The organism is Streptomyces sp. NPDC090022 (assembly GCF_044748145.1).
Lineage (GTDB): Bacteria > Actinomycetota > Actinomycetes > Streptomycetales > Streptomycetaceae > Streptomyces.
This window is the reverse complement of record NZ_JBIVFN010000001.1, coordinates 778,570-800,080: the sequence shown is the minus strand read 5'-3', so window position 1 is coordinate 800,080 and position 21,511 is coordinate 778,570. Positions and strand designations below refer to the sequence as shown.

The window sequence follows — 21,511 nt, the reverse complement described above, 5'->3', positions numbered from 1 at the left end:
GCCCGTGCCGGTGGTCTCGCCCGCCGTTCCCGGCCCCGACGGCCTCCGCGGCCCGCTGGCCGCGATCGCCGCGATCACCGCGATCACCGCGATCACCGCGATCACCGCGATCGACATACGTGACTTCGGCGCCCCGGCGTGATCGAGTCCTCGACCAGCCCCGCGTGCCCGACGTCCTTGGCGTGGCCGACGTCCACGACGTGGCCGAGGCCCCTGGCGTGGCCGACGCCCACGGCATGGCCAGCGCCCCTGGCGAAGCCGGCGGCCCCGGCGTAGCCGGCGTGCCCGACGTTCCTGGCATGACCGGCGTCCTCGGTGTCCCGGGTGTGCCTGGCATGCCCAGCATCCGCTGCCTTCCCTACGCCCTTGGCCTGGCTGAGCGTCCTCGACGTGGCCAGCGTCCTCGACATCCCGACGTGGTCGGCGTTCCCGGCGTCCCCGACGCCGCTGGCACACCCGGCACGCCCGACGTGGTCGGCCTGCCCTGGCCCCGGCGAGCGGTTCACCGGCCTTCCGGGGCAGCCCCCACGAAGCCCGGAGCGGCCCCGGAAAGGGATCCGGATCGGCCGGGCACCCGGGCGCCCTGAACGGTTCGGACGGTCCGGGCCATCCTCCTGGCCGTCCGGCCTGTCGGGGCCGGCAGGGCCGGCAGGGCCCGGCCCCATCCGGGCTGTCCGGGTTGCCCGGGCCGGCACGGCGGTCCGGGCCGGCCAAGCCGTCAGGGCTGGCCAGGGGCTGTCCAGGGGCTGTCCAGGGGCTGTCCAGGGGCTGTCCGGGCCGGCACGGCTGTCCGGGTCGGCAGAGCCGCGCCCCGGGGGCGGTCAGGTCGACAGGGGGCGGTCGTGGGGGGCGATGGGGGCCGGGAGTTGGGTTCGGCCCGTCAGGTAGCGGTCCACGGCGGCGGCCGCCGAGCGGCCCTCCGCTATGGCCCACACCACCAGGGACTGGCCGCGCCCTGCGTCGCCCGCGACGAACACCCCGTCCGTGCGGGCCGGCGGTGTGCCGAGGGCCGCGAAGCCCGCGTCCCGCGCGAAGTTGCCCCGCTCGTCCCGGCTGAGACCGAGCTGTTCGCCCAGGCCACCGGCCCGCTCGGGGCCGGAGAAGCCGAGCGCCAGCAGGACCAGACCGGCCTCGATCACCCGCTCGGTGCCCGCCAGCGGGCGCCGCGCCGCGGGTTCGACCTCGGACAGGTGCAGCGCCCGTACCCGGCCCGCCGCGTCGCCCTCGAAGCGCAGGGTCGCGCTGGCGAAGACCCGGGGATCGGTGCCGTGGCGGCCGCGCGCCTCCTCGTGGGCGTGGGAGATCCGGTACACCTGCGGATGCACCAGCGGCCAGGGCTCGGCATCGGGCCGGCCCGGTCCCGGCTCGGGGCGGATGTCGAGCTGGACCACCGACGTCGCGCCCTGTCGCAGCGCCGTGCCCAGGCAGTCCGAACCGGTGTCCCCACCGCCGACGATCACCACGTGCGCGCCCTCGGCCGTGACGGCGGGCGCCTCGACGTCGCCCTCGCCGACCCGGTTGGCACCGGTCAGGTAGTCCATGGCCTGGTGGATCCCGTGCAGCTCGCGGCCCGGTACGGGCAGTTCCCGGGGCTCTCCGGCCCCGACCGCGACGACCACCGCGTCGTGGCGGCGCCGCAGGTCGGCGGCGTCGACGCCGCCGCCGACGTCCGTGTCCGTGCGGAAGGCGGTGCCCTCGGCCCGCATCTGGGCGATCCGGCGCTCCAGGTGTGCCTTCTCCATCTTGAACGCCGGGATGCCGTAGCGGAGCAGCCCGCCGACGCGGTCGGCGCGCTCGTAGACGACGACCGTGTGCCCGGCCCTCGTCAGCTGCTGGGCCGCGGCCAGCCCGGCCGGGCCGGAACCTATGACGGCCACCGTCCTGCCGCTGAGCCGCCCGGGCGGCGCCGGCTCGGCGTACCCGCGCTCCCAGGCCTGGTCGGCGATCGTCTGCTCGACGTTCTTGATGGTCACCGGATCGGCGTTGATCGCCAGGACGCAGGCGTCCTCGCAGGGCGCCGGGCAGAGCCGGCCGGTGAATTCGGGAAAGTTGTTCGTCGCGTGCAGCCGCTCCGCGGCCGCCCGCCAGTCGCCGTGCGCGGCGTAGGCGTTCCACTCGGGGATCAGGTTGCCCAGCGGGCAGCCGTGGTGGCAGAAGGGGAGACCGCAGTCCATGCAGCGGTCGGCCTGTTCGGAGACCAGGGGCAGCAGTGCCTGGCCGGCGTAGACCTCCCGCCAGTCGCCGAGGCGGAGGGCCGCGGGGCGGGCGGGTACGGGGCGGCGGGGGATCCGGAGGAAGCCGTGCGGGTCGGTCATGCGCCGCCTCCCTGGCTCGCGGGGCGGATACGGCGTTCCGACCAGGCTACGCCGCCTCCGGGGCGGCCACCCGTCGCCGGCCGGCCGGCGACGGCCGGAGGCGGGAGGCCGGGTCGGAGGCGGCGTAGCCGCCGGTTCCCCGTCCCCCGTCACGACAATCCGGTACCGGAGCCGCCCCTTCCTTCCGCGGCCCCTGTCAAGGGGCGTGTTTGTGTGACTGTCGGGGCGGTCCGGCCGTCGCGGAAGGTGGCTCACGTCGTCGTTGATCGACCGATCCGACCGATCCGACCGAGGAGACTGAGCACCGCATGTCCACTGATGACCGCGGGTTCCTGCCCCTGACGTCGCCGCAGGCCGGCGTCTGGTTCGCGCAGCAACTCGACCCCACCCGTGGCGACTACACCATCGGCGAGTACCTGGAGATCCGTGGCGCCGTGGACCCGGCGCTCTTCGAGGAGGCGCTGCGCCGGGTCCGGGACGAGACCGACGCGCTCGGCATGCGCTTCGCCGAAGTGGACGGCTCCGTACGGCAGGTCCCCGCCGGCCGGGCCCCGATGGTCCTCGAGACGGTCGACGTCAGCGGATCCGCCGATCCGGTCGCCGAGGCCGAGGCGCGGATGCGGGCCGAGCTCGCCCGGCCGATGGACCTCGCGACCGGTGACGTGTGCCGGAACCTGCTGGTGCGGACCGGGCCGGAGGCCTACGCGTGGCTGCACGGCTACCACCACATCGTCATGGACGGCGTGAGCGGCTCCCTGGTGGCCCGGCGGACCGCCGAGGTCTACTCGGCGCTGGTGGCGGGCACCCCCGTACCCGCGTCCGGCTCCGCGCCCTGGCAGGAGATCGTGGCCGAGGAGGACGCCTACCGGCAGTCGCCGGAGTACGAGCGCGACCGTGCGTTCTGGCGTACGAAGCTGGCCGGTGCCCCGGAGCCCGTCGGTTTCACCGGCAGCGCCCCGGCCCGGCCGACGGGCGAGGTGGTACGGGTCCGGCGCGACCTGACCGACGAGGACGCCCGCACGCTGCGGGACGCCGCCCGCCGGTACGGCACCCGGTGGTCGGCGCTGGTGATGGCCGCGGCCGCCGCGTACCTGCACCGAATGAACGGCGCCGAGGACATCGTGCTCGGCCTGCCGGTCACCGGCCGCGTCACCCCGGCGGCGCGCCGGACCATCGGCATGTTCTCCAAGGTCCTTCCGCTGCGGCTGACCGTCACCGGCGCGACGAACGTCGGTGAGCTGGTGCGGCGTACCTCGGCCGGCATCAAGGAGGTGCTGCGGCACCAGCGGTACCGCATCGAGGAGCAGGTGTCCGGCGACCGGCTGTGGGACGCCGCGGTCAACCTCATGTCGTTCGACTACGCGCTGTCCTTCGCCGGTGCCCCGGCGACCGCGCACAACCTGTCGGTCGGTCCGGTGGACCACCTGTCGCTCAACGTCTACGACCGCGGCGGGGACAGCCCGCTGACCGTCCAGGCGGAGGTGGACGTCGCCGACGCCGGCGCCCCGGAGCTGGCGGGCCACCTGGAGCGGTTCACTCGCTTCCTGGTCGGCTTCGCGGCCGCGGGCGCCGACGCCCCCGTCGACGCGCCGGACCTGCTCACCGGGGCCGACCGCGCCCGGCTGGCGGTCCTCGGTGACGGCGGCACGGGCGGGGCCCCGGTGGACCGCTGCCTGCACGACCTGTTCGAGGAGCAGGCGGCCCGGACGCCGGACGCCGTGGCCGTGGTCTGCGACGGCGAGGAGCTCACGTACGGCGCGCTGGACGCCTGGGCGCGGGACGTCGCGGCCCGGCTGCGGCCGCTGACCGCGCCCGGGGAGCCGGTCGGGATCAGCGTGGAGCGCTCGCCGGCCATGGTCGCGGCGCTGCTCGGGATCCTGAAGGCGGGCGCGGCCTACGTGCCGCTGGATCCCGGGCTGCCGAAGGCCCGGATCGCGTACGTCGTGGCCGACGCCGGGATCCGGACGGTCGTGGCCGGGGAGGCCGCGGCGGGCCGCCTGCCGGCGGGGCCGGCGGTCGTACCGGCGGGCATACCTGTGGGGCCGGCTCTCGTACCGGCGGGTCCGGCGGGTCCGGCGGGTCCGGCAGGTCCGGCGGGTCCGGCGGGTCCGGCAGGTCCGGCGGGTCCGGCGGGCGACGGGCGTACGGACGGTACCGGTGGTACGAACGGCTCGGGCGACGCCGACGGTGCGGGCGACGCAGGCCTCACGGGCGATGCCGGCGACGCGGGCGCCGACGCCGGCCTCGCCGCGCTCACGCCGCCGCCGCTGCCCGCCGCGGCGCCCGCCTACCTGCTGTACACCTCCGGCAGCACCGGCGAGCCCAAGGGCGTGCTCGTGTCGCACGCCGCGGCGGCCGACTTCGTCCTCGGGCACCTCGCGCTCACGGGCGTCGGCGCGGGCGAGCGGTTCCTCGGCTTCGCCTCGCTCTCCTTCGACGTCTGTGTCCTCGACGTCTTCGGCGCGCTGCTCAGCGGCGGCACGCTGGTGCTGGCCACCGACGAGGAGCGGGTGGACGTGGACCGGCTCCAGGCGCTGCTGGCCGACGGCGCCGTCACGGTGGCCGACCTGCCGCCCGCCCTGCTGCCGCTGCTCGACCCGGACGCGCTGCCCGCGCTGCGGGTGCTGTCCACGGGCGGCGAGGCGCCGTCCGGCGACGCCGTCGAGCGGTGGGCAGCCGGCGGGCGCGCGGTGTGGAACGCGTACGGGCCGACCGAGGCCGCCGTCTCGGTGACCATGCACCGGTGCGCGTCGCCGTCGGCGGGCCGGGTGCCGCCGATCGGGCGGCCCATGGTCAACCACCGGGCGTACGTGGTGGATCCCCGGCTGCGACTGCTGCCGCCGGGGGCCGCCGGTGAGCTGTGCGTGGCCGGCGACGGGCTGGCCCAGGGGTACGCGGGACGCCACCGGATGACCGCGGAGCGGTTCGTTCCCGATCCGTTCGCCGCCGTGCCCGGGGCCCGGATGTACCGGACGGGTGACCTGGTGCGCTGGACGTCCGGCGGGGAGCTGGAGTTCCTCGGACGGATCGACCAGCAGGTCAAGGTCAACGGCCACCGGATCGAACCGGGCGAGATCGAGACCGTACTGGCCCGGCACGCGTCGGTCGGCCAGGCGGCGGTCGTCGTGCACGAGGCGGCGCACGCGGGCCGCCGGCTGGTCGCCTTCGTGGCCCCGGTGCCCGGCGGGTCCGTGGCCGGGGCGGACGTCCTGACGGCCCATCTGGAGCACGCCCTGCCGCGGTACATGGTGCCGCACACCTTCGTGGCGCTGGACCGGCTGCCGCTGACCGCGGGCGGCAAGGTCGACCGCAAGGCGCTGGTCGTGCCCGAGGCGCCGGCGGACGGGGCGGCTCCGGCGCGGCCGGGGCGGACGTACACGGCCGTCGAGGAGCGGCTCGGCGCGCTGTTCGCCGAGGCGCTCGGCCGTCCCGCCACGCCCGACGACAACTTCTTCGAGCTCGGCGGGGACAGCATCACCGCGCTCACGCTGGTCAGCCGGGCCCGTGCGCAGGGCTTCGCCTTCACGCTGCGCGAGGTGTTCGCTCACAAGACCGCGGCCGCCCTGGCGGCGGCGGCGGGCGAGGCCGCCCCGGCGGCGGACGCCGCCGACATCCCCGAGGAGTACGGCGAGCTGCCCGCGACGCCCGTCATGCGCTGGCTGCTGGACGGCCCCGGGCCCGTGGGCCGCTTCAGCCAGTCCCTGGTGCTCACCCTGCCCGAGGGGGCGGACGAGGAGCGGCTGGTCCGTGTCCTGCAGGCGGTCCTGGACCGGCATGCCGCCCTGCGGATGCGGGTGACCGAGGGCCCGGACGGGCGCGCGCTGTGCACGGTCGGCGAGCCCGGCTGCGTGGACGCCGCCGGCCTGCTGCGCCGTATCGGGACGGCCGGACTCGACGGTGCGGCCCGCGCCGCGCTCCTGGAGCGGGCGGCGGCGGACGCGGCCGGTGAACTGGATCCCGCCGAGCGGCGGATGGTGCGCGCGGTCCACTTCGACGGCGGAGCCGATGTCCCCGGGCGGCTGCTGCTGTGCGTGCACCACCTGGCCGTGGACGGCGTCTCCTGGCGCATCCTGATGGCGGACCTCGCCGAGGCGTGGGACGCCGTCGCCGCGGGGCGGCCGGTGACGCTCGCGTCCACCGGGACCTCGTTCCGCGACTGGGCCCGTCATCTGGAGCGGCAGGCCGGCTCCGCCGAGGTACTGGCCGAACTGCCCTTCTGGCAGCGGACCCTGGCGCCCCTCGCCGCCCCGTCCGGCGCCGGTACCGTCGCGGCCCTGTGGGACCGGGTGCCGGATCCCGTACGGGACACCGTGGCCACGACCCGGACGCTGACGCTGACCCTGCCCGCCGAGGTCACCGGTCCGCTGCTGGCCGAGGTACCGGCGGCGCTGCGTACCGGGCCCACCGAGGTGCTGCTGGCGGCGCTCGCCCTGGCGGCCCACGACCCCGCCGTGCCGGGAGGCCGTCCCGAGGCGCTGCTGGTCGACCTGGAGGGCCACGGGCGGGCGGACCGTACGGGAGTGCACGACCTGTCGCGGACGGTCGGCTGGTTCACGACGCAGTACCCGGTCCGGCTCGATCTGCGCGGCCTCGACGCGCCGGAGTCCGGCCCGCATGCCCCGGGCGCGCAGGAGTGCGGCACGCCTGCCCCGGCCGCGCCGGGTCCCGATGTGGCGGAGCTGGTCGGGCGGGTCCACGAGTGCCTCGCCGCCGTGCCGGACCACGGCACCGGCTACGGGCTGCTGGCCCACCTCAGCCCCGGCACGGCGGCGGCGCTGGCCGGACTCCCCCGGCCCCGGGTGCTGTTCAACTACCTCGGCCGCTTCGACGGCTCCGGCGAGGCGCCCTGGACCCCGGCCCCCGAGGCGGGCGGGCTGCGCGCCGACGCCGACCCGGCCATGCCGGTCGACCACTGCCTCCAGATCGACGCACTGGCGGTGGACGGCCCCGCGGGCCCGGCCCTGACCGCCGTCCTGACCTGGCCGCAGTCCCTCGTCTCCACGGCGGAGGCCGAAGCCCTGGGCGCGGCCTGGGAGGCGGCGCTGCGCGCGCTGGCCGCCTGGTCGGCCCCGGCCGGTCCGGCCCGGCTGACCCCGCGCGACCTGCCGCTGGTCGGGCTGACGCGGCCGGAGGTGGACGGCCTGGCGGAGCGCTATCCCGGGCTCGCGGACGTCCTGCCGCTCTCGCCCCTCCAGGAGGGCCTGTTCTTCCACGCCGCGTACGACGCCCAGGGGATGGACGCGTACACCGGGCAGATCGTGCTGACCCTGGACGGCGCGCTGGACGCGGACGCGCTGCGCGCGGCCTGCGGACGGCTGCTGCGACGGCACGGCGCGCTGCGGGCCGCGTTCACCGACCGCGGCCTGGACCGGCCCGTGCAGGTCGTACCCGCCGCGGTCGACACGCCCTGGGAGGTGGTGGACCTCACCGCTCCGGCCTCCGCCGGGGACGGCGGGGACGGCGGGGACGGCGGGGACGGCGGGGCGGCCTGGGAGCGGCTGCTGGCCGAGGACCGGATGCGCCGCTTCGACCTGGAACGCCCGCCGCTGGTGCGCTTCACCCTGGTCAAGGTCGGCGAGGACCGGCACCGGCTGGTGATGACGAACCATCACATCCTGTGGGACGGCTGGTCGTCCGCCGTCCTGCTGCGCGATCTGCTGACGTCGTACGCCGCGTCGGTGGGCGGCGCGTCGGTGGACGCCGAGTCGGCCGGCGGTATCGATTCGGCCGGCGCCGGGCCCTCCGCCACCGTGGCGGAGGTCGCCTACGGCGACCACCTGGCCTGGCTGGGACGCCAGGACCGGGACGCGGCCGCGGCCGCCTGGAGCGAGGCCCTCGCGGGCCTGGCCGAGCCCACCCTGCTGGGCGCGGCCGACCCGAACCGGCTCGACGCGCTGCCCGAGCGGATCACGCTGGAGCTCTCGCCGGAGCGGACCGCCCGGCTCACCGAGCGGGCCCGGGCGGCGGGCGTCACCCTCAACAGCGTGGTCCAGGGCGCCTGGGCGGTCCTGCTGGGCCGGCTGACGGCCCGTGACGACGTGGTGTTCGGCGGGACCGTCTCGGGCCGCACGGCCGAGGTCGAGGGGATCGAGCGGCTGGTCGGCCTGCTGATCAACACCCTGCCCGTACGCTTCCGGATCCGCGACGAGGAGCCGCTGCTGACCGCGCTCGCCCGGTTCCAGGACGAGCAGGCCCAGTTGATGGACCATCAGCACCTGGGGCTGGCCGACATCCAGCGGGCGGCCGGGCTGGGCACGCTCTTCGACACCACCGTCGTCGTCGAGAACTATCCGCTGGACCTGGAGTCCCTGCGGGACCTGGCCGGAGGGGTCCGGCTGAGCGGGGTGGAGGGCGCGGACGCCACCCACTACACCGTCAACCTCATCGTCCTGCCCGGCGAGCGGCTGCGGCTGCACCTCGACCACCGGCCCGACGTGCTCGACGCCCGGACCGCGCGCAGTGTCGCGGACGGTCTGGAGCGGCTGCTGACCACGGTGGCCGAGGAGCCCGGCCGCCCGGTCGGCTCGGTCGACCTCCTCTCCGCCGAGCAGCACCGGCTGCTGGAGGAGTGGAACAGCACGGCGGTCCCGGTCCCGGCCACCACCCTGGTGGAGCTGTTCGAGCGGCAGGCCGCCCGGACCCCGGACGCCCTGGCCACCGTCTTCGGCGCCGAGCGGCTGACGTACGCGCAGCTCGACGCGCGCGCCGGGCGGCTGGCCCGGGTGCTGCGGGCGCGCGGCGCCGGTCCGGAGACGATCGTGGCGGTCGCCCTGCACCGCTCCACCGAGATGGTGCTCGCGCTGCTGGCCGTACTGAAGGCGGGCGCCGCGTACCTGCCGGTGGACCCCTCGCTGCCGGCGGAGCGGGTGGCCTACCTGCTCGAGGACGCCGCACCCGTGCTGCTGCTGACCACACCGGACGTGGACGCCGGGCTCCCGGCCGCGCCGGGCCTGCCCCGGGTGCACCCCGACACGGCGGACGGCCCGGCCGGGGGCGCCGAGGGCGATCCCGGCGAGGCGCCGCGGCCGACCCACCCCGCCTACGTGATCTACACCTCCGGCTCGACCGGGCGCCCCAAGGCCGTCGTCGTGGAGCACGCGGCGATCGTCAACCGGCTGCTGTGGATGCAGGACCGCTACGGACTCGGGCCCGACGACCGGGTGTTGCAGAAGACCCCGTTCGGCTTCGACGTCTCGGTGTGGGAGTTCTTCTGGCCGCTGCTGACCGGGGCGGGGCTGGTCGTCGCCGAGCCCGGCGGCCACAAGGACCCGGCGTACCTGGCCGGCGTGATCCGGCGCGAGTCGATCACCACGGTGCACTTCGTGCCGTCCATGCTGGCCGCCTTCGTGGAGGACCCGGCGGCCGGCGCGTGCCGGTCGCTGCGGCGGGTGATCTGCAGCGGCGAGGCCCTGCCCGAGGCGCTGAAGAACCGGTTCCTCGATGTGCTCGACGTGCCGCTGCACAACCTGTACGGGCCCACCGAGGCGGCGGTCGACGTCACCCACTGGGAGTGCCGCCGCGCGGACACCGGACCGGTGCCCATCGGACGGCCGATCTGGAACACCGCGCTGTACGTGCTGGATCCGGCGGGGCGGCCCGTCCCGATCGGGGTGCCCGGCGAGCTGTACCTGGCGGGTGCCGGGCTGGCGCGCGGCTACCTGCGGCGGCCGGAACTGACTGCCGAGCGCTTCCCCCTGGACCCGTTCGGGCCGCCCGGGTCGCGGATGTACCGCACCGGCGACATCGCCCGGTTCCGGGCGGACGGGGCGGTGGAGTACCTCGGCCGCACCGACGACCAGGTCAAGATCCACGGGTTCCGGATCGAGCTCGGCGAGATCGAGACGGCGCTGTCCCGGCTCCCGGGCTCCGGCCGCGCGGCGGTGGTCGTCCGCGAGGACACCCCGGGCGAGCGCCGGCTCGTCGGGTACGTCGTGCCCGCGCCCGGGACGGACCCGGACCCGGGGCAGCTGCGCGCCGAACTGGCCCGCACGCTCCCCGAGTACATGGTGCCGCTGGTGGTCCTCGTCGAGGAGCTGCCGGTCACGCCGAACGGCAAGCTCGACCGCAGGGCCCTGCCGGCCCCGGCCACCGCGGCCACCGGTCACGAACCGCCCGAGGGCGAGACCGAGGAACTGGTCGCCCTGGTGTGGCAGTCGGTCCTGGACGTGACGGAGATCGGGCGCCACGACGACTTCTTCGGCCTCGGCGGGCACTCGCTGAGCGCCACGCGCGTCGCGGCCCGGCTGCGCCAGACGCTGGGCCTGGAACTGCCCCTGCACACCCTCTTCGAACAACGGACCGTCGCCGAGCTCGCCGTCGCGATCGAGACGGCCCTCTTCGCGGACATCGCGGCCGCCACGGCCGATGACGCGCTGTCACTCGTACCTCAGGGAGAGACCTCGTGACCACCCAGGAGAGCAGGCCGGCCGCGGTGGACAGCCGCCTGGCCGCCGCCCGTGAGCTGCTGCGCCGCCGTGTGCGGGAGGCGCTGGCCGCGTCCTCGGACGCGGTGGCGCCCGGCAGCACCGATCCCGACGCCGCCACCACCGCCGCCACCACCGCCCCCGCCACCGCCGGGGACACTCCCGGCACCGGTGCCGAACCCGCCCCGCCCGTCGCCTCCTTCGCCCAGGAGCGGATGTGGCTGGTGGACCGGATGGCGGACGGCACGCCCGGCTACGCGATACCGGAGGTCGTCCGGCTGCGCGGCCCGCTGCGGGCCGAGTCGCTGCGGCGCGCCCTGACCGCCGTCGTGGCCCGGCACGCCCCGCTGCGCACGGTGTTCGAGGAACGCGACGGATCGCCGTACCCCGTCGTCCTGCCGGCCCCCGAGGCCGTGCCGCTCCCGCTGCTCGACCTCGGCACCCCCGCACCGGAGGAGGGCGGCGACGCCGCCGAGCGCGAGCGGCGGGCCCTCGGCCTGGCCCGCGCCGAGGCCCGCAAGCCGTTCGACCTCGCGGCCGGCCCGCTGCTGCGCGCCCTGCTGATCCGGCTCGCCGACGACGACCACCTGCTGGTGCTCGTGGTCCACCACATCGCGACCGACGGCTGGTCGATGACCCTGCTGTGGCAGGAACTCTCCGCCGGTTACACGGCGCTGGTCCAGGGCCGGCCGCTGCCCGACCCGCCGCTGCGGCTGGACTACCAGGCCTACGCCCGTGAGCAGCGCGAGCGCTTCGAGCGCGGCGCCATGGACGGGCAGCTGCGCCACTGGGAGCGGTGCCTGGCCGGGCTGGAGCCACTCGAACTGCCCACCGACCGGCCCCGGCCCACCCGCCGCAGCGGCGCCGGGTGCAGCCTCGGCTTCACCCTCGACGCGGGCCTCACCGACCGGCTGCGCCGGCTCGCCGAGGCCCAGGGCGCCACCCTGTTCATGACCCTGCTCGCCGGGTTCCAGGCCGTACTGGCCCGCTGCGGCGGCAGCGACGACATCGCGGTCGGCACCCCGGTCGCGGGCCGCGACCGGGTGGAACTGGAGCCTCTCATCGGCTTCTTCGTCAACACCGTGGTGCTGCGCACCGACCTGTCGGGCGAGATCGGCTTCCGGGAGCTGCTGGGCCGGGTGCGCCGGGTGACGCTGGACGCGTACGACCACCAGGAGGTGCCCTTCGACCGGCTCGTGGAACACCTGAGCCCGGAGCGGGTCGGCGACCGCAACCCGCTGGTGCAGGTGATGTTCGCGTCCGCGCAGGACGAGACCGCCGGGCTGCGGCTGCCGGGCCTGTCCGCCGAGCCGGTCGGCACCGACTTCGGCGGCTCCCTGTTCGACCTGAGCGTGTTCGTCGCGGAGGGCGCCGACCGGTGCACCGGCTCGCTGGTCTTCGACACCGACCTCTTCGACACCGCCACGGCCGAACTGCTGCTGGGCCACTACCTGGAGCTGCTGGCGGCGGCCGCCGACGCCCCCGAGCGGCCGCTGGCCGAGCTGCTGCCGTCCGACGGCGCGGCGGCCCGGCTGGTGGGCCGGGGCCACGGCGCGCCGCGCCCCGACCTGGCGCCCGCCACGCTGGTGGACCTCTTCGCCGAGCAGGTACGGCGCTCCCCGGACGCGGATGCGGTGGTGTGCGGCGCGGAGCGGCTCACGTACGCCGAACTCGACGCCCGTTCCTCCCGGCTGGCCGCCCGGCTCGCCGGGGCCGGCGTGGGCCGCGAGTGCGCGGTGGCGCTGCTGATGGAGCGCTCGGTGCACGTCCCCGTGGCGCTGCTGGGCGTCCTCAAGGCCGGGGGCACCTACGTGCCGCTGAACCCGTCCTTCCCGGTGGAGCGGCTGCACTGGATGGTGGAGCGCACCGGCGCCCGCCTGCTGCTGGCCGACCCGGCGACGGCGGCGCACGCGGCGGTGGCCGCCTCGCCCGTCCCGGTGCTGGACGCGACCGCGAGCGAAGGGCCGGAGGGGCCGGAGGGGCCGGAGGGGCCGGCGTACACCCCCGCACCGTGCGCCCCGGACCAGCTGGCGTACGTGATGTACACCTCCGGCTCGACCGGTGAACCCAAGGGCATCGCGGTCACGCACGCCAATGTCGCGGCGCTCGCCCGCGACGCCTCGTTCGGGCCGGCCCACCGCCGGGTGCTCGCGCACTCCCCGCTGTCCTTCGACGCCTCCACGTACGAGCTGTGGGTGCCGCTGCTGGCCGGCGGCCAGGTGGTGATGGCGCCGCCCGGCCGGATCGACACCGCGGCCCTCGCGCGGCTGGTGCGCGAGCACCGGATCACCACGCTGTGGCTGACCGCCGCCCTGTTCAACCTGGTGGTCGACGAGTGCGTGGAGCTGCTCACCGAGGTGCGGGAGGTGTGGACCGGCGGTGAGGCCGCCTCCCCCGAGGCGTTCCGCCGGGCCCTGGAAGCGGCCCCGGACACGCTGCTCACCAACGCGTACGGTCCCACCGAGACCACCACGTTCGCGCTGCGGCACCGGCTGGACGCCCGCGCCGGGGACGGTGTCGAGGGGCGCGTGCCCATCGGCACCCCGCTGGACGACACCCGGCTGTACGTTCTCGACGGCCGCGGCCGTCCGGTGCCCGAGGGCGCGGTCGGTGAGCTGTGCGTGGGCGGCACGGGCGTGGCCCGCGGCTACCTGGGCCGTCCGGGGCTGACCGCGCGGCAGTTCGTGGTCGACCCGTACGGCCCGCCCGGCGCGCGCATGTACCGCACCGGCGACCTGGCCCGGCGCCGCCCCGACGGGACGGTCGACTACCTGGGCCGCGCCGACCAGCAGGTCAAGATCCGCGGCTTCCGGATCGAACCGGGCGAGATCGAGGCCGAGCTGACGCGCTGCCCGCAGGTCGGGCGCGCCGCGGTGGTGGTCCGCGAGGACACGCCCGGCGAGCAGCTGCTGGTGGCGTACGTCGTCCCGGTGCCCGGCGAGAGCGCCGACCCGGACGCGCTGCACCGTGCGCTGGCCGCCCGGCTGCCGGCGTACATGCTGCCCGCCGCGATCCTGCCGCTGGACGCGCTGCCGATGACGCCCAACGGCAAGCTGGACCGGCGTGCCCTGCCGGCACCGGCCGGGCAGGGTGTGCGCCGGGCGGAGTTCGCCGCGCCCGCGACGGCCGGCGAGGAACTGGCCGCAGCCGTGTGGGGCGAGGTGCTCGGCGTCGACCGGATCGGCCGGCACGACGACTTCTTCGCGCTGGGCGGTCATTCGCTGCGCGCCACCCGGGTGGTCTCCCGGCTCGGGGCCCGCCTCGGCGGCGCGGTGCCGCTGCGGCTGCTGTTCGAGCACCCGGTCCTGGAGCGGTTCGCCGCTGCCCTGGACGCGCTGCACGGCGACATCCTGCCGGGCGCGGGTTCGGGCTCCGCCGCGGGGTCCGCCGGCGCCGTCATCACGCCGCGGCCGGCCGGGGAGCCGGCTCCGCTGTCCTTCGCCCAGCAGCGGCTGTGGTTCCTGGACCAGCTCCAGCCGGGCCGGCCCGACTACAACATCCCCGTCGTCACCCGTATGGACGGGCCACTGGACGCCGACGCGCTGCTGGCGGCGCTGCGCACCGTCGTGGCGCGGCACGAGGTGCTGCGCTCGCGGATCGGTGAGGGCCCCGACGGCCCCGTGCAGTGGGTGGCGCCGGCGGAGGTGTTCGTACCGCTGCTGACCGACCTCGGCGACCTGCCGGCGGAGGAGGCGCGCTCGCGGGCGCTCGGGCTCGCGCACGCCGACGCGGCCGCGCCGTTCGACCTGACGGCCGCCCCGCTGCTGCGGGCCCGTGTGGTGCGGATGGGCGCGGACGAACACCTGCTGGTCCTGGTCCTGCACCACACGGTCGGCGACGGCTGGTCGATGCCGGTGCTGTGGCGGGAGCTGTCGGCGGCGTACGGCGCGCTGCGGCGCGGCGAGCGCCCGGCCCTGCCTCCGCTCACCGTCCAGTACGGCGACTACGCGCACTGGCAGCAGCGGCGGCTGGGCGAGGGCGCGGCGGACGCCGGGATCGCCCACTGGCGCGAGGCGCTGGCGGGGCTGGCCGCGCTGGAGCTGCCCACCGACCGGCCGCGCCCGCAGGCGCGCTCCGGCGCGGGCGACGTGATCACCTTCGAGGTGCCGGCGGAGCTCGCCGCGCGGCTGGGCGCCCTGGCCCGGGAGCGCGGGGCGACGCTGTTCATGGTGCTGCTGGCCGGCTTCCAGGCGCTGCTGGCCCGCTGCACGGGGCAGGACGACATCGCGGTCGGCTCCCCCATCGCGGGCCGTGACCGGACCGAACTGGAGCCGCTGATCGGCTTCTTCGTCAACACCCTGGTGCTGCGCACCGACCTGTCGGGCGATCCCGCGTTCACCGAACTGCTGGGCCGCGTACGGCAGACGGCGCTGGCCGCGTACGAGCACCAGGACGTGCCCTTCGACCGGCTGGTGGAGGAGCTGCGGCCGGAGCGCGACCTCAGCCGCAACCCGCTCTTCGACGTGCTGTTCCAGCTGCACCCCGAGCAGCTCGACGCGCTGCCGCTGGACGGGGTGCGCGTGGAGTCGCTGGACACGGCGAACGGGACGGCCAAGTTCGACCTCAGTCTGGCGATGACCGAGCACCCCGGCGGTCTGACGGGCACGCTGCAGTTCGCCACCGACCTCTTCGACCGCGCCACGATGGACCGTTTCGGCGCCGCGTACCTGCGGCTGCTGGGCTCGGCCGCCGACCGGCCCGAGGACCGGCTGTCCCGGCTGGAGGTGCTCTCCGAGGAGGAGCGGGCGGCGCTGCGCGGCGTGCCGGACACGACGCCCGAGCCCCCGGCGACGACGCTGCACTCGCTCGTCGAGTCACAGGCCCGGCGCCGGCCCGGCGCGGTGGCGGTGACCTGCGAGGGCCGCTCCACCACGTACGCGGAGCTCGACACGGCGGCCAACCGGCTGGCGCGGCGGCTGCGGGAGCACGGGGTCGGCCCCGGCGCGCCGGTCGCCGTGATGACGGGACGCGACACGCGGATGGTGGTCGCCGTCCTGGCCGTGCTGAAGGCGGGCGGTGCCTTCGTACCGGTGGACGCCGGCCACCCGGCCGAGCGGATCGCCACGGTCCTGACGGACAGCGGGGCGCGGCTGGTGCTGACGGGCGGGCTGCCCGACGGGGTCCCGGACGGCCTGCCGGCCGCCGTGCCCGTCCTCGACCTGGACCGGGAGCAGCCGCGGATCGACGCGCTGTCCCCGGAGCCCCTGCCGGACGCGGCGGCCGGCGCGGCCGGGCCCGGCGGGCTGGCGTACCTGCTGTACACCTCGGGCTCCACCGGCCGCCCCAAGGGCGTGGCGGTGCCGCATGCCGCGATCACCGGCTATCTGGCGGCGCTGACCGCGACGTTCGGTCTGGGCGAGGACGACACGGTGCTCGCCCGGACGGCGCTCACCTTCGACCCGTCCGTCCGGGACCTGTTCGCCCCGCTGACGACGGGCGGCCGGGTGGTACTGGCCGGGGCGGACGAGGCCGCCGATCCCGACGCGCTGGCCCGGCTGCTGCGCACCGAGCACGTCACGGCCGTCCTGTCCATCGTCCCCTCGATGCTGGCCCCGCTCGTCGACGCGGTGGCCGAGCCCTGCCCGGCGCTGCGGCTGGTGATGACGACCGGGGAGGCGCTGACCGCCGGGCTGGCGGGCGCCGCGCGCGCCCTGGGGCCGGCGGACCGGCTGCGGCTGGTCAACCAGTACGGCCCCACCGAGTGCACCAACACCACCACCTACCACGTGGTCACGGACGCCGACATCGCCTCCGGTCGCATCCCGATCGGCCGGCCGCTGCCCGGGGCCCGCGTCCTGGTCCTCGGCGTGCACCTCGAACCGCTCCCCCTCGGTGCGATCGGCGAGCTGTTCATCGCCGGGCGCGGGGTCGCCCGCGGCTATCTCGGCGATCCCGTCCGGACGGCCGAGGCATACCTGCCGGACCCCTACGGTCCGCCCGGCAGCCGGATGTACCGCACCGGCGACCTGGTGCGGCTGCGGGCCGACGGGGTGCTGGAGTTCCACGGGCGCCGCGACAACCAGGTCAAGGTACGCGGCCACCGCATCGAGCTCGGCGAGGTGGAGGCGGCCGTGCTGCGCCACCCCGACGTGGCGCGCGCGGTGGTGGCCGCGCACGGCGAGGGCGAGGACAAGGCCCTGGTCGCGTACGTGGTGTGGCGCGGTCGGGGCGCGGCGGCGGACGGCGGCGGGGCCCCCACCAGCGGTAGTACGGCCGGTGCGGCCGGTACGGCCGGTGGGCCCGGCGCGGTGCTGGACTCCGTACGCGAGGTCCTGCCCGCCGCGCTGGTCCCCTCGTCGCTGGTCGTGCTGGACGCGCTGCCGCTGACGCCCAACGGCAAGGTGGACCGCCGGGCGCTGCCCGCCCCCGCGCCCGGCGCGGACGGGGCCGGCGACCGGGTCGCGGTCCCCGCGCGGACGCCGCTGGAGCGCACGGTCGCCGAGGTCTGGGAGGAGGTGCTGGGCAGCGGTACGGTCGGCATGCGCGACCACTTCTTCGAGCGGGGCGGCCATTCGCTGCGCGCCACCCGGGTCGTCTCCCGGCTGCGGTCGCGGCTGGCGCGGGAGATCCCGATGCAGCTGCTCTTCCGCCACCCGGTCGCCGAGGACTTCGCCCGGGCGCTCGCCGCGCTGGACACCCGGGCCGGGGCCGCCATCCCGGCACTGCCCGCCGGCCCCGGTCCGCTCTCCTTCGGCCAGCAGCGGCTGTGGCTGCTGGACCGCCTCCAGCCGGGCCGCCCCGACTACAACATGCCCGGCGCGATGCGTCTGCGGGGCGAGCTGGACACCGGGGCCGCCCTGGGTGCGCTGCGCGACGTCGTGGAGCGCCACGAGGTGCTCCGCTCGCGCATCGCCGCGGACGGCGAAGGCGGCGAGGGCGGCGAGGGCGGCGACGGTGCCGGTGCCGGTGCCGGTGGGGCCGGTACCCGGCTGGTGCCCGAGGACGCGGCCGTGTTCACGCCCGCGTACACCGATCTGGCCGCGCTGGGCTCCGCGCGGGCCGCGGCGCGGGCCCGGGAGCTGGCGGCGGACGACGCCGCCCGGCCCTTCGACCTCGCCACCGCACCGCTGCTGCGCGCCCGCCTGGTGCGCATCACGGAGGACGAGCACCTGCTGGTCCTCGTCGCCCACCACATCGCGTTCGACGGCTGGTCGGTGGGGGTGTTCTGGCAGGACTTCTTCGCCGCCTACCGCGCCCGCACCGAACCGGGCGCCGAACCGCTCGCGGAACTCGCGGTCTCCTACCGGGAGTTCGCGGCGTGGCAGCGCGACCGGCTGACGGGCGAGCTGGTCGAGGACCAGCTCGCGTACTGGCGGGAGCGGCTGGCGGGGCTCGCCCCGCTGGACCTGCCCACGGACGCGCCGCGCCCGGCCACCCCCTCCGGGCGCGGCGACCAGCTGCCCTTCGTCCTGCCCGCGCCGCTGCTGCGCGAGCTGCGCGCGCTGGGCCGACGCCACGACGCGACGCTGTTCATGGTGCTGCTGGCCGGCGTCCAGGCGCTGCTGGCCCGCTGGTCGGGCTCCGACGACATCACGGTGGGCTCGCCGGTCGCGGGCCGGGACCGGGCCGAACTGGAGCCGCTCGTCGGCTTCTTCGTCAACAACCTGGTGCTGCGCACCGACCTGTCCGGCGACGTGGGCTTCGGCACGCTCGTCGGCCGGGCCCGGGAGACGGCGCTGGGGGCCTACGCCCATCAGGACGTGCCCTTCGAGCGCCTGGTGGAGGAGGTCCGCCCGGAGCGCGACCTCAGCCGCAACCCGCTGTTCCAGGTGATGCTGGTCCTGGGCGAGGAGCAGCCGCCGGCGCCCGCACTGCCGGGCCTCGCGGCCGAGCCGGTGGAACTCGGCAGCGGCGCCTCGAAGTTCGACCTCTCCCTGTACTTCGCGGAGGAGGACGGCGAGCTGCGCGGTGAGGCCGTGTTCGCCACCGACCTCTTCGGCCGGGAGACCGTCGCGCGGATGACGGCGGCCCTGGTGGAGCTGCTCACCGCGGCCGTCGCCGCCCCGGACGCACCCGTCCGCTCGCTGGCCCTGCTCGGGGCCGAGGCGGAGCGGGAGGTGCTGCACCGGTGGAACGACACCGCCCAGGAGGTGCCGGCGCTGCCGCTGCACGCGCTGGTCGGCGAGCAGGCGGCCCGTACGCCGGACGCCGTGGCCCTCGACGACGGGATGCGGCAGCTGACCTACGCCGAGGTGTGGGACCTCGCCGGCCGGCTGGCCGGGGAGCTGTCCGCGCTCGGTGTCGGGCCGGACACCGCGGTCGCGGTGAGCGTGGAGCGGTCGGCCCTGCTGCCCGTCGCCCTGCTGGGCGTGCTGCGCGGCGGCGGGCTGTACGTGCCGCTCGACCCGGAGTACCCGGCCGACCGGGTGGCGTACATGCTCGACGACAGCGGCGCGCGGGTGCTGGTGGCCTCCACGGGCCCGGCCGGGGCGCTCCCGGTGCCCGAGGGCGTACGGGTGGTGGACCTCGACGCGCTGTTCGCCGTACCGGACGGTGGCCAGGCGGACCCGGAGGCGGACCCGGAGGCGGACCCGGACCCGGACGAAGCCGCGGCCGCGGCCGCGGCCGCTCCGGAGCAGCTGGCGTACGCCCTGTACACCTCGGGCTCGACCGGCCGCCCCAAGGGCGTGATGGTGCCGCACCGGGCGCTGGCCAACTTCGCCCGGGACATGGCGGACCGCCTGGGGCTGACCGCCGGTGACACGGTCGCCGCCGTCACCACGGTCTCCTTCGACATCGCCGTGCTCGAACTGCTGGTGCCGCTGACCCGGGGCGCCACCGTCCGGGTCGTCGACCGCGACACCGCGCGCGACGGCACGCTGCTGGCCAAGGAGTTCGACGCGGCGGGCGTCACCGTCGTCCAGGCCACGCCCGCCACCTGGCACCAGTTGATGGAGAGCGGCTGGCAGGCCCCGCACGTACGCGCCCTGTGCGGCGGCGAGGCCCTGCCGGCGGCGCTCGCGGCGCGGATGCGGGCCGCCCTGGGCCAGGTCTGGAACGTGTACGGACCGACGGAGACCACCGTGTGGTCGACGGCCCACCGGCTGACGGCGGGCGACGGCGACGCTCCGGTGTCCATCGGCTCGCCGCTCGCCAACACCCGGCTGTACGTCCTCGACGAGCGGATGCGGCCCGTACCGGTCGGCGTCTTCGGCGAGTTGTTCATCGGCGGCGACGGGGTGGCCCGCGGCTACCACGGCCGGCCGGGGCTGACCGCCGAGCGGTTCGTCCCCGATCCGTACACGGCCGGTGGCCGGCTCTACCGCACCGGGGACCTGGTGCGCCGGCTCCCGGACGGCTCCCTGGAGTACCGGGGCCGGGCCGACGGCCAGGTCAAGGTGCGCGGGCACCGGATCGAGCTCGGCGAGATCGAGGCGGCGCTGGCCCGTCACCCCGAGGTCCTCGCGGCCGCCGTGGCCGTGCACGGCCAGGGGGTCGGGGCGACGCTGGTGGGCTATGTGACCTGGCGGGCCGGGGCCGGCGATGTGGCGGCCCTGCGGGACTTCCTGCGCGAGGACCTGCCGGCGTACATGGTGCCGGGCGTGCTGACGGCGCTGGACCGGCTGCCGCTCACCCCGAACGGGAAGCTCGACCGCAGGGCCCTGCCCGCTCCGTCGGCCGACGCGGCCCGCACCGGCGGCACGCCGGTGGTGGCGCCGCGCGACGCGGCGGAGCTGCGGATGGCCCGGCTGTGGGAGGAGGTCCTCGGCACGGCACCGGTCGGGGTGCGCGACGACTTCTTCACGCTCGGCGGGCACTCCCTGAAGGCCTTCGAGCTGATGGGCGCGGTACGCCGGGAGTTCGGCGTGGAGCTGCCGCTGAACCTGGTGTTCCGCAAGTCCACCGTGGAGCTGCTGTGCGAGGCGCTGCCGGAGGCGGCGGCCGCCTCGGCGCGGCTGCTGGTGCCGCTGGCCGACGGCGATCCGTCGCGGCCGCCGCTGATCCTGGTCCATCCGCGCGGCGGCGACGTGGTCTGCTACCGCGACCTGGTGCGCGAGCTGGGCGCGGGGGCGGACGGGTCCCGCCGGGTGCTCGGGCTGGAGTCGGTCGGCTACAACACCGCGGACGTGCCGCTGGAGCGGGTCGCCGAGATGGCGGAGCGCTACCTCGCGGCGATCCGGGACGAGGTGCCGGCCGGTCCGTACCTGCTGGCGGGCTGGTCGTTCGGCGGCACGGTGGCGTACGAGATCGCGGCCCGCCTGGAGGCGGCCGGCGAGGAGGTCGCCTTCCTCGGTCTCGTCGACACCGCCGCCCCGGGTCCGGCGGCGCGCGCGGACGCCACCGCGGGCGATCCGGATCTGCTGCGCTACGGCATCGCCGCCGGGCTCGACGCGCGGCAGGCGCGGGAGCTGGACGAGGACGCCCTGCTCGACGCGCTGGTCCGGCGGGGCCGCGAGAACGGCAGCCTGCCCCGGCGTACGGCCGTGGCGGCGCTGCGGCGGATGCTGCGGGTCGCCGAGGCCAACGGGGCGGCGTCCGCGGCGTACCGCACGGAGGCCGTGCTCGCCACGGATCTGCACCTCTTCACGGTGACGGAGCGGCACGCGGAGCTCGCCACCCCGCTGGTGGATCCGGCGCCCTGGAAGGCGCGGACGCGGGCGACGGTGCGCCACGCCACGATCCCGGGCAACCACCACACCCTGATGGACCCGCCGTACGCCGCCGTCCTGGCGGAGCGGCTCGCCGAGGCCCTCGCGGCGGCGGCACCGGACGGTCACCGGACCGTCTGACCCGAGAACCAGCACCACGGCACCACGGCACCACGTCAACACC

4 protein-coding genes are annotated in these 21,511 nt (G+C 76.5%); 3 read left to right on the top strand and 1 reads right to left on the bottom strand.

Features of this window, described 5'->3' with window-relative positions; all coding sequences use genetic code 11:
- Positions 1 to 4 precede the first annotated feature (4 nt).
- The gene (locus ACIPXB_RS03525) at positions 5 to 142 is read left to right on the top strand and encodes a hypothetical protein (RefSeq protein WP_401443951.1); all 138 of its coding nucleotides are present in this window, start codon (positions 5 to 7) and stop codon (positions 140 to 142) included.
- Between the two features lie 679 nt (positions 143 to 821).
- Here ACIPXB_RS03525 and ACIPXB_RS03520 read toward each other — a convergent pair.
- Entirely contained in the window at positions 822 to 2,315 is a 1,494-nt protein-coding gene (locus ACIPXB_RS03520; protein ID WP_401443949.1) for a glutamate synthase subunit beta, read from the bottom strand.
- Between the two features lie 308 nt (positions 2,316 to 2,623).
- Here ACIPXB_RS03520 and ACIPXB_RS03515 point away from each other — a divergent pair, with 308 nt between their 5' ends.
- Positions 2,624 to 10,720 carry an amino acid adenylation domain-containing protein gene (locus ACIPXB_RS03515; RefSeq protein ID WP_401443947.1) on the top strand — a complete coding sequence of 2,699 codons (8,097 nt, stop codon included), beginning with the start codon at positions 2,624 to 2,626 and terminating at the stop codon, positions 10,718 to 10,720.
- Positions 10,717 to 21,468, top strand: a complete 10,752-nt coding sequence (locus ACIPXB_RS03510; protein ID WP_401443945.1) for an amino acid adenylation domain-containing protein — start codon at positions 10,717 to 10,719, stop codon at positions 21,466 to 21,468. Before ACIPXB_RS03515 ends, ACIPXB_RS03510 begins: the two co-directional genes overlap by 4 nt.
- Positions 21,469 to 21,511 lie beyond the last annotated feature (43 nt).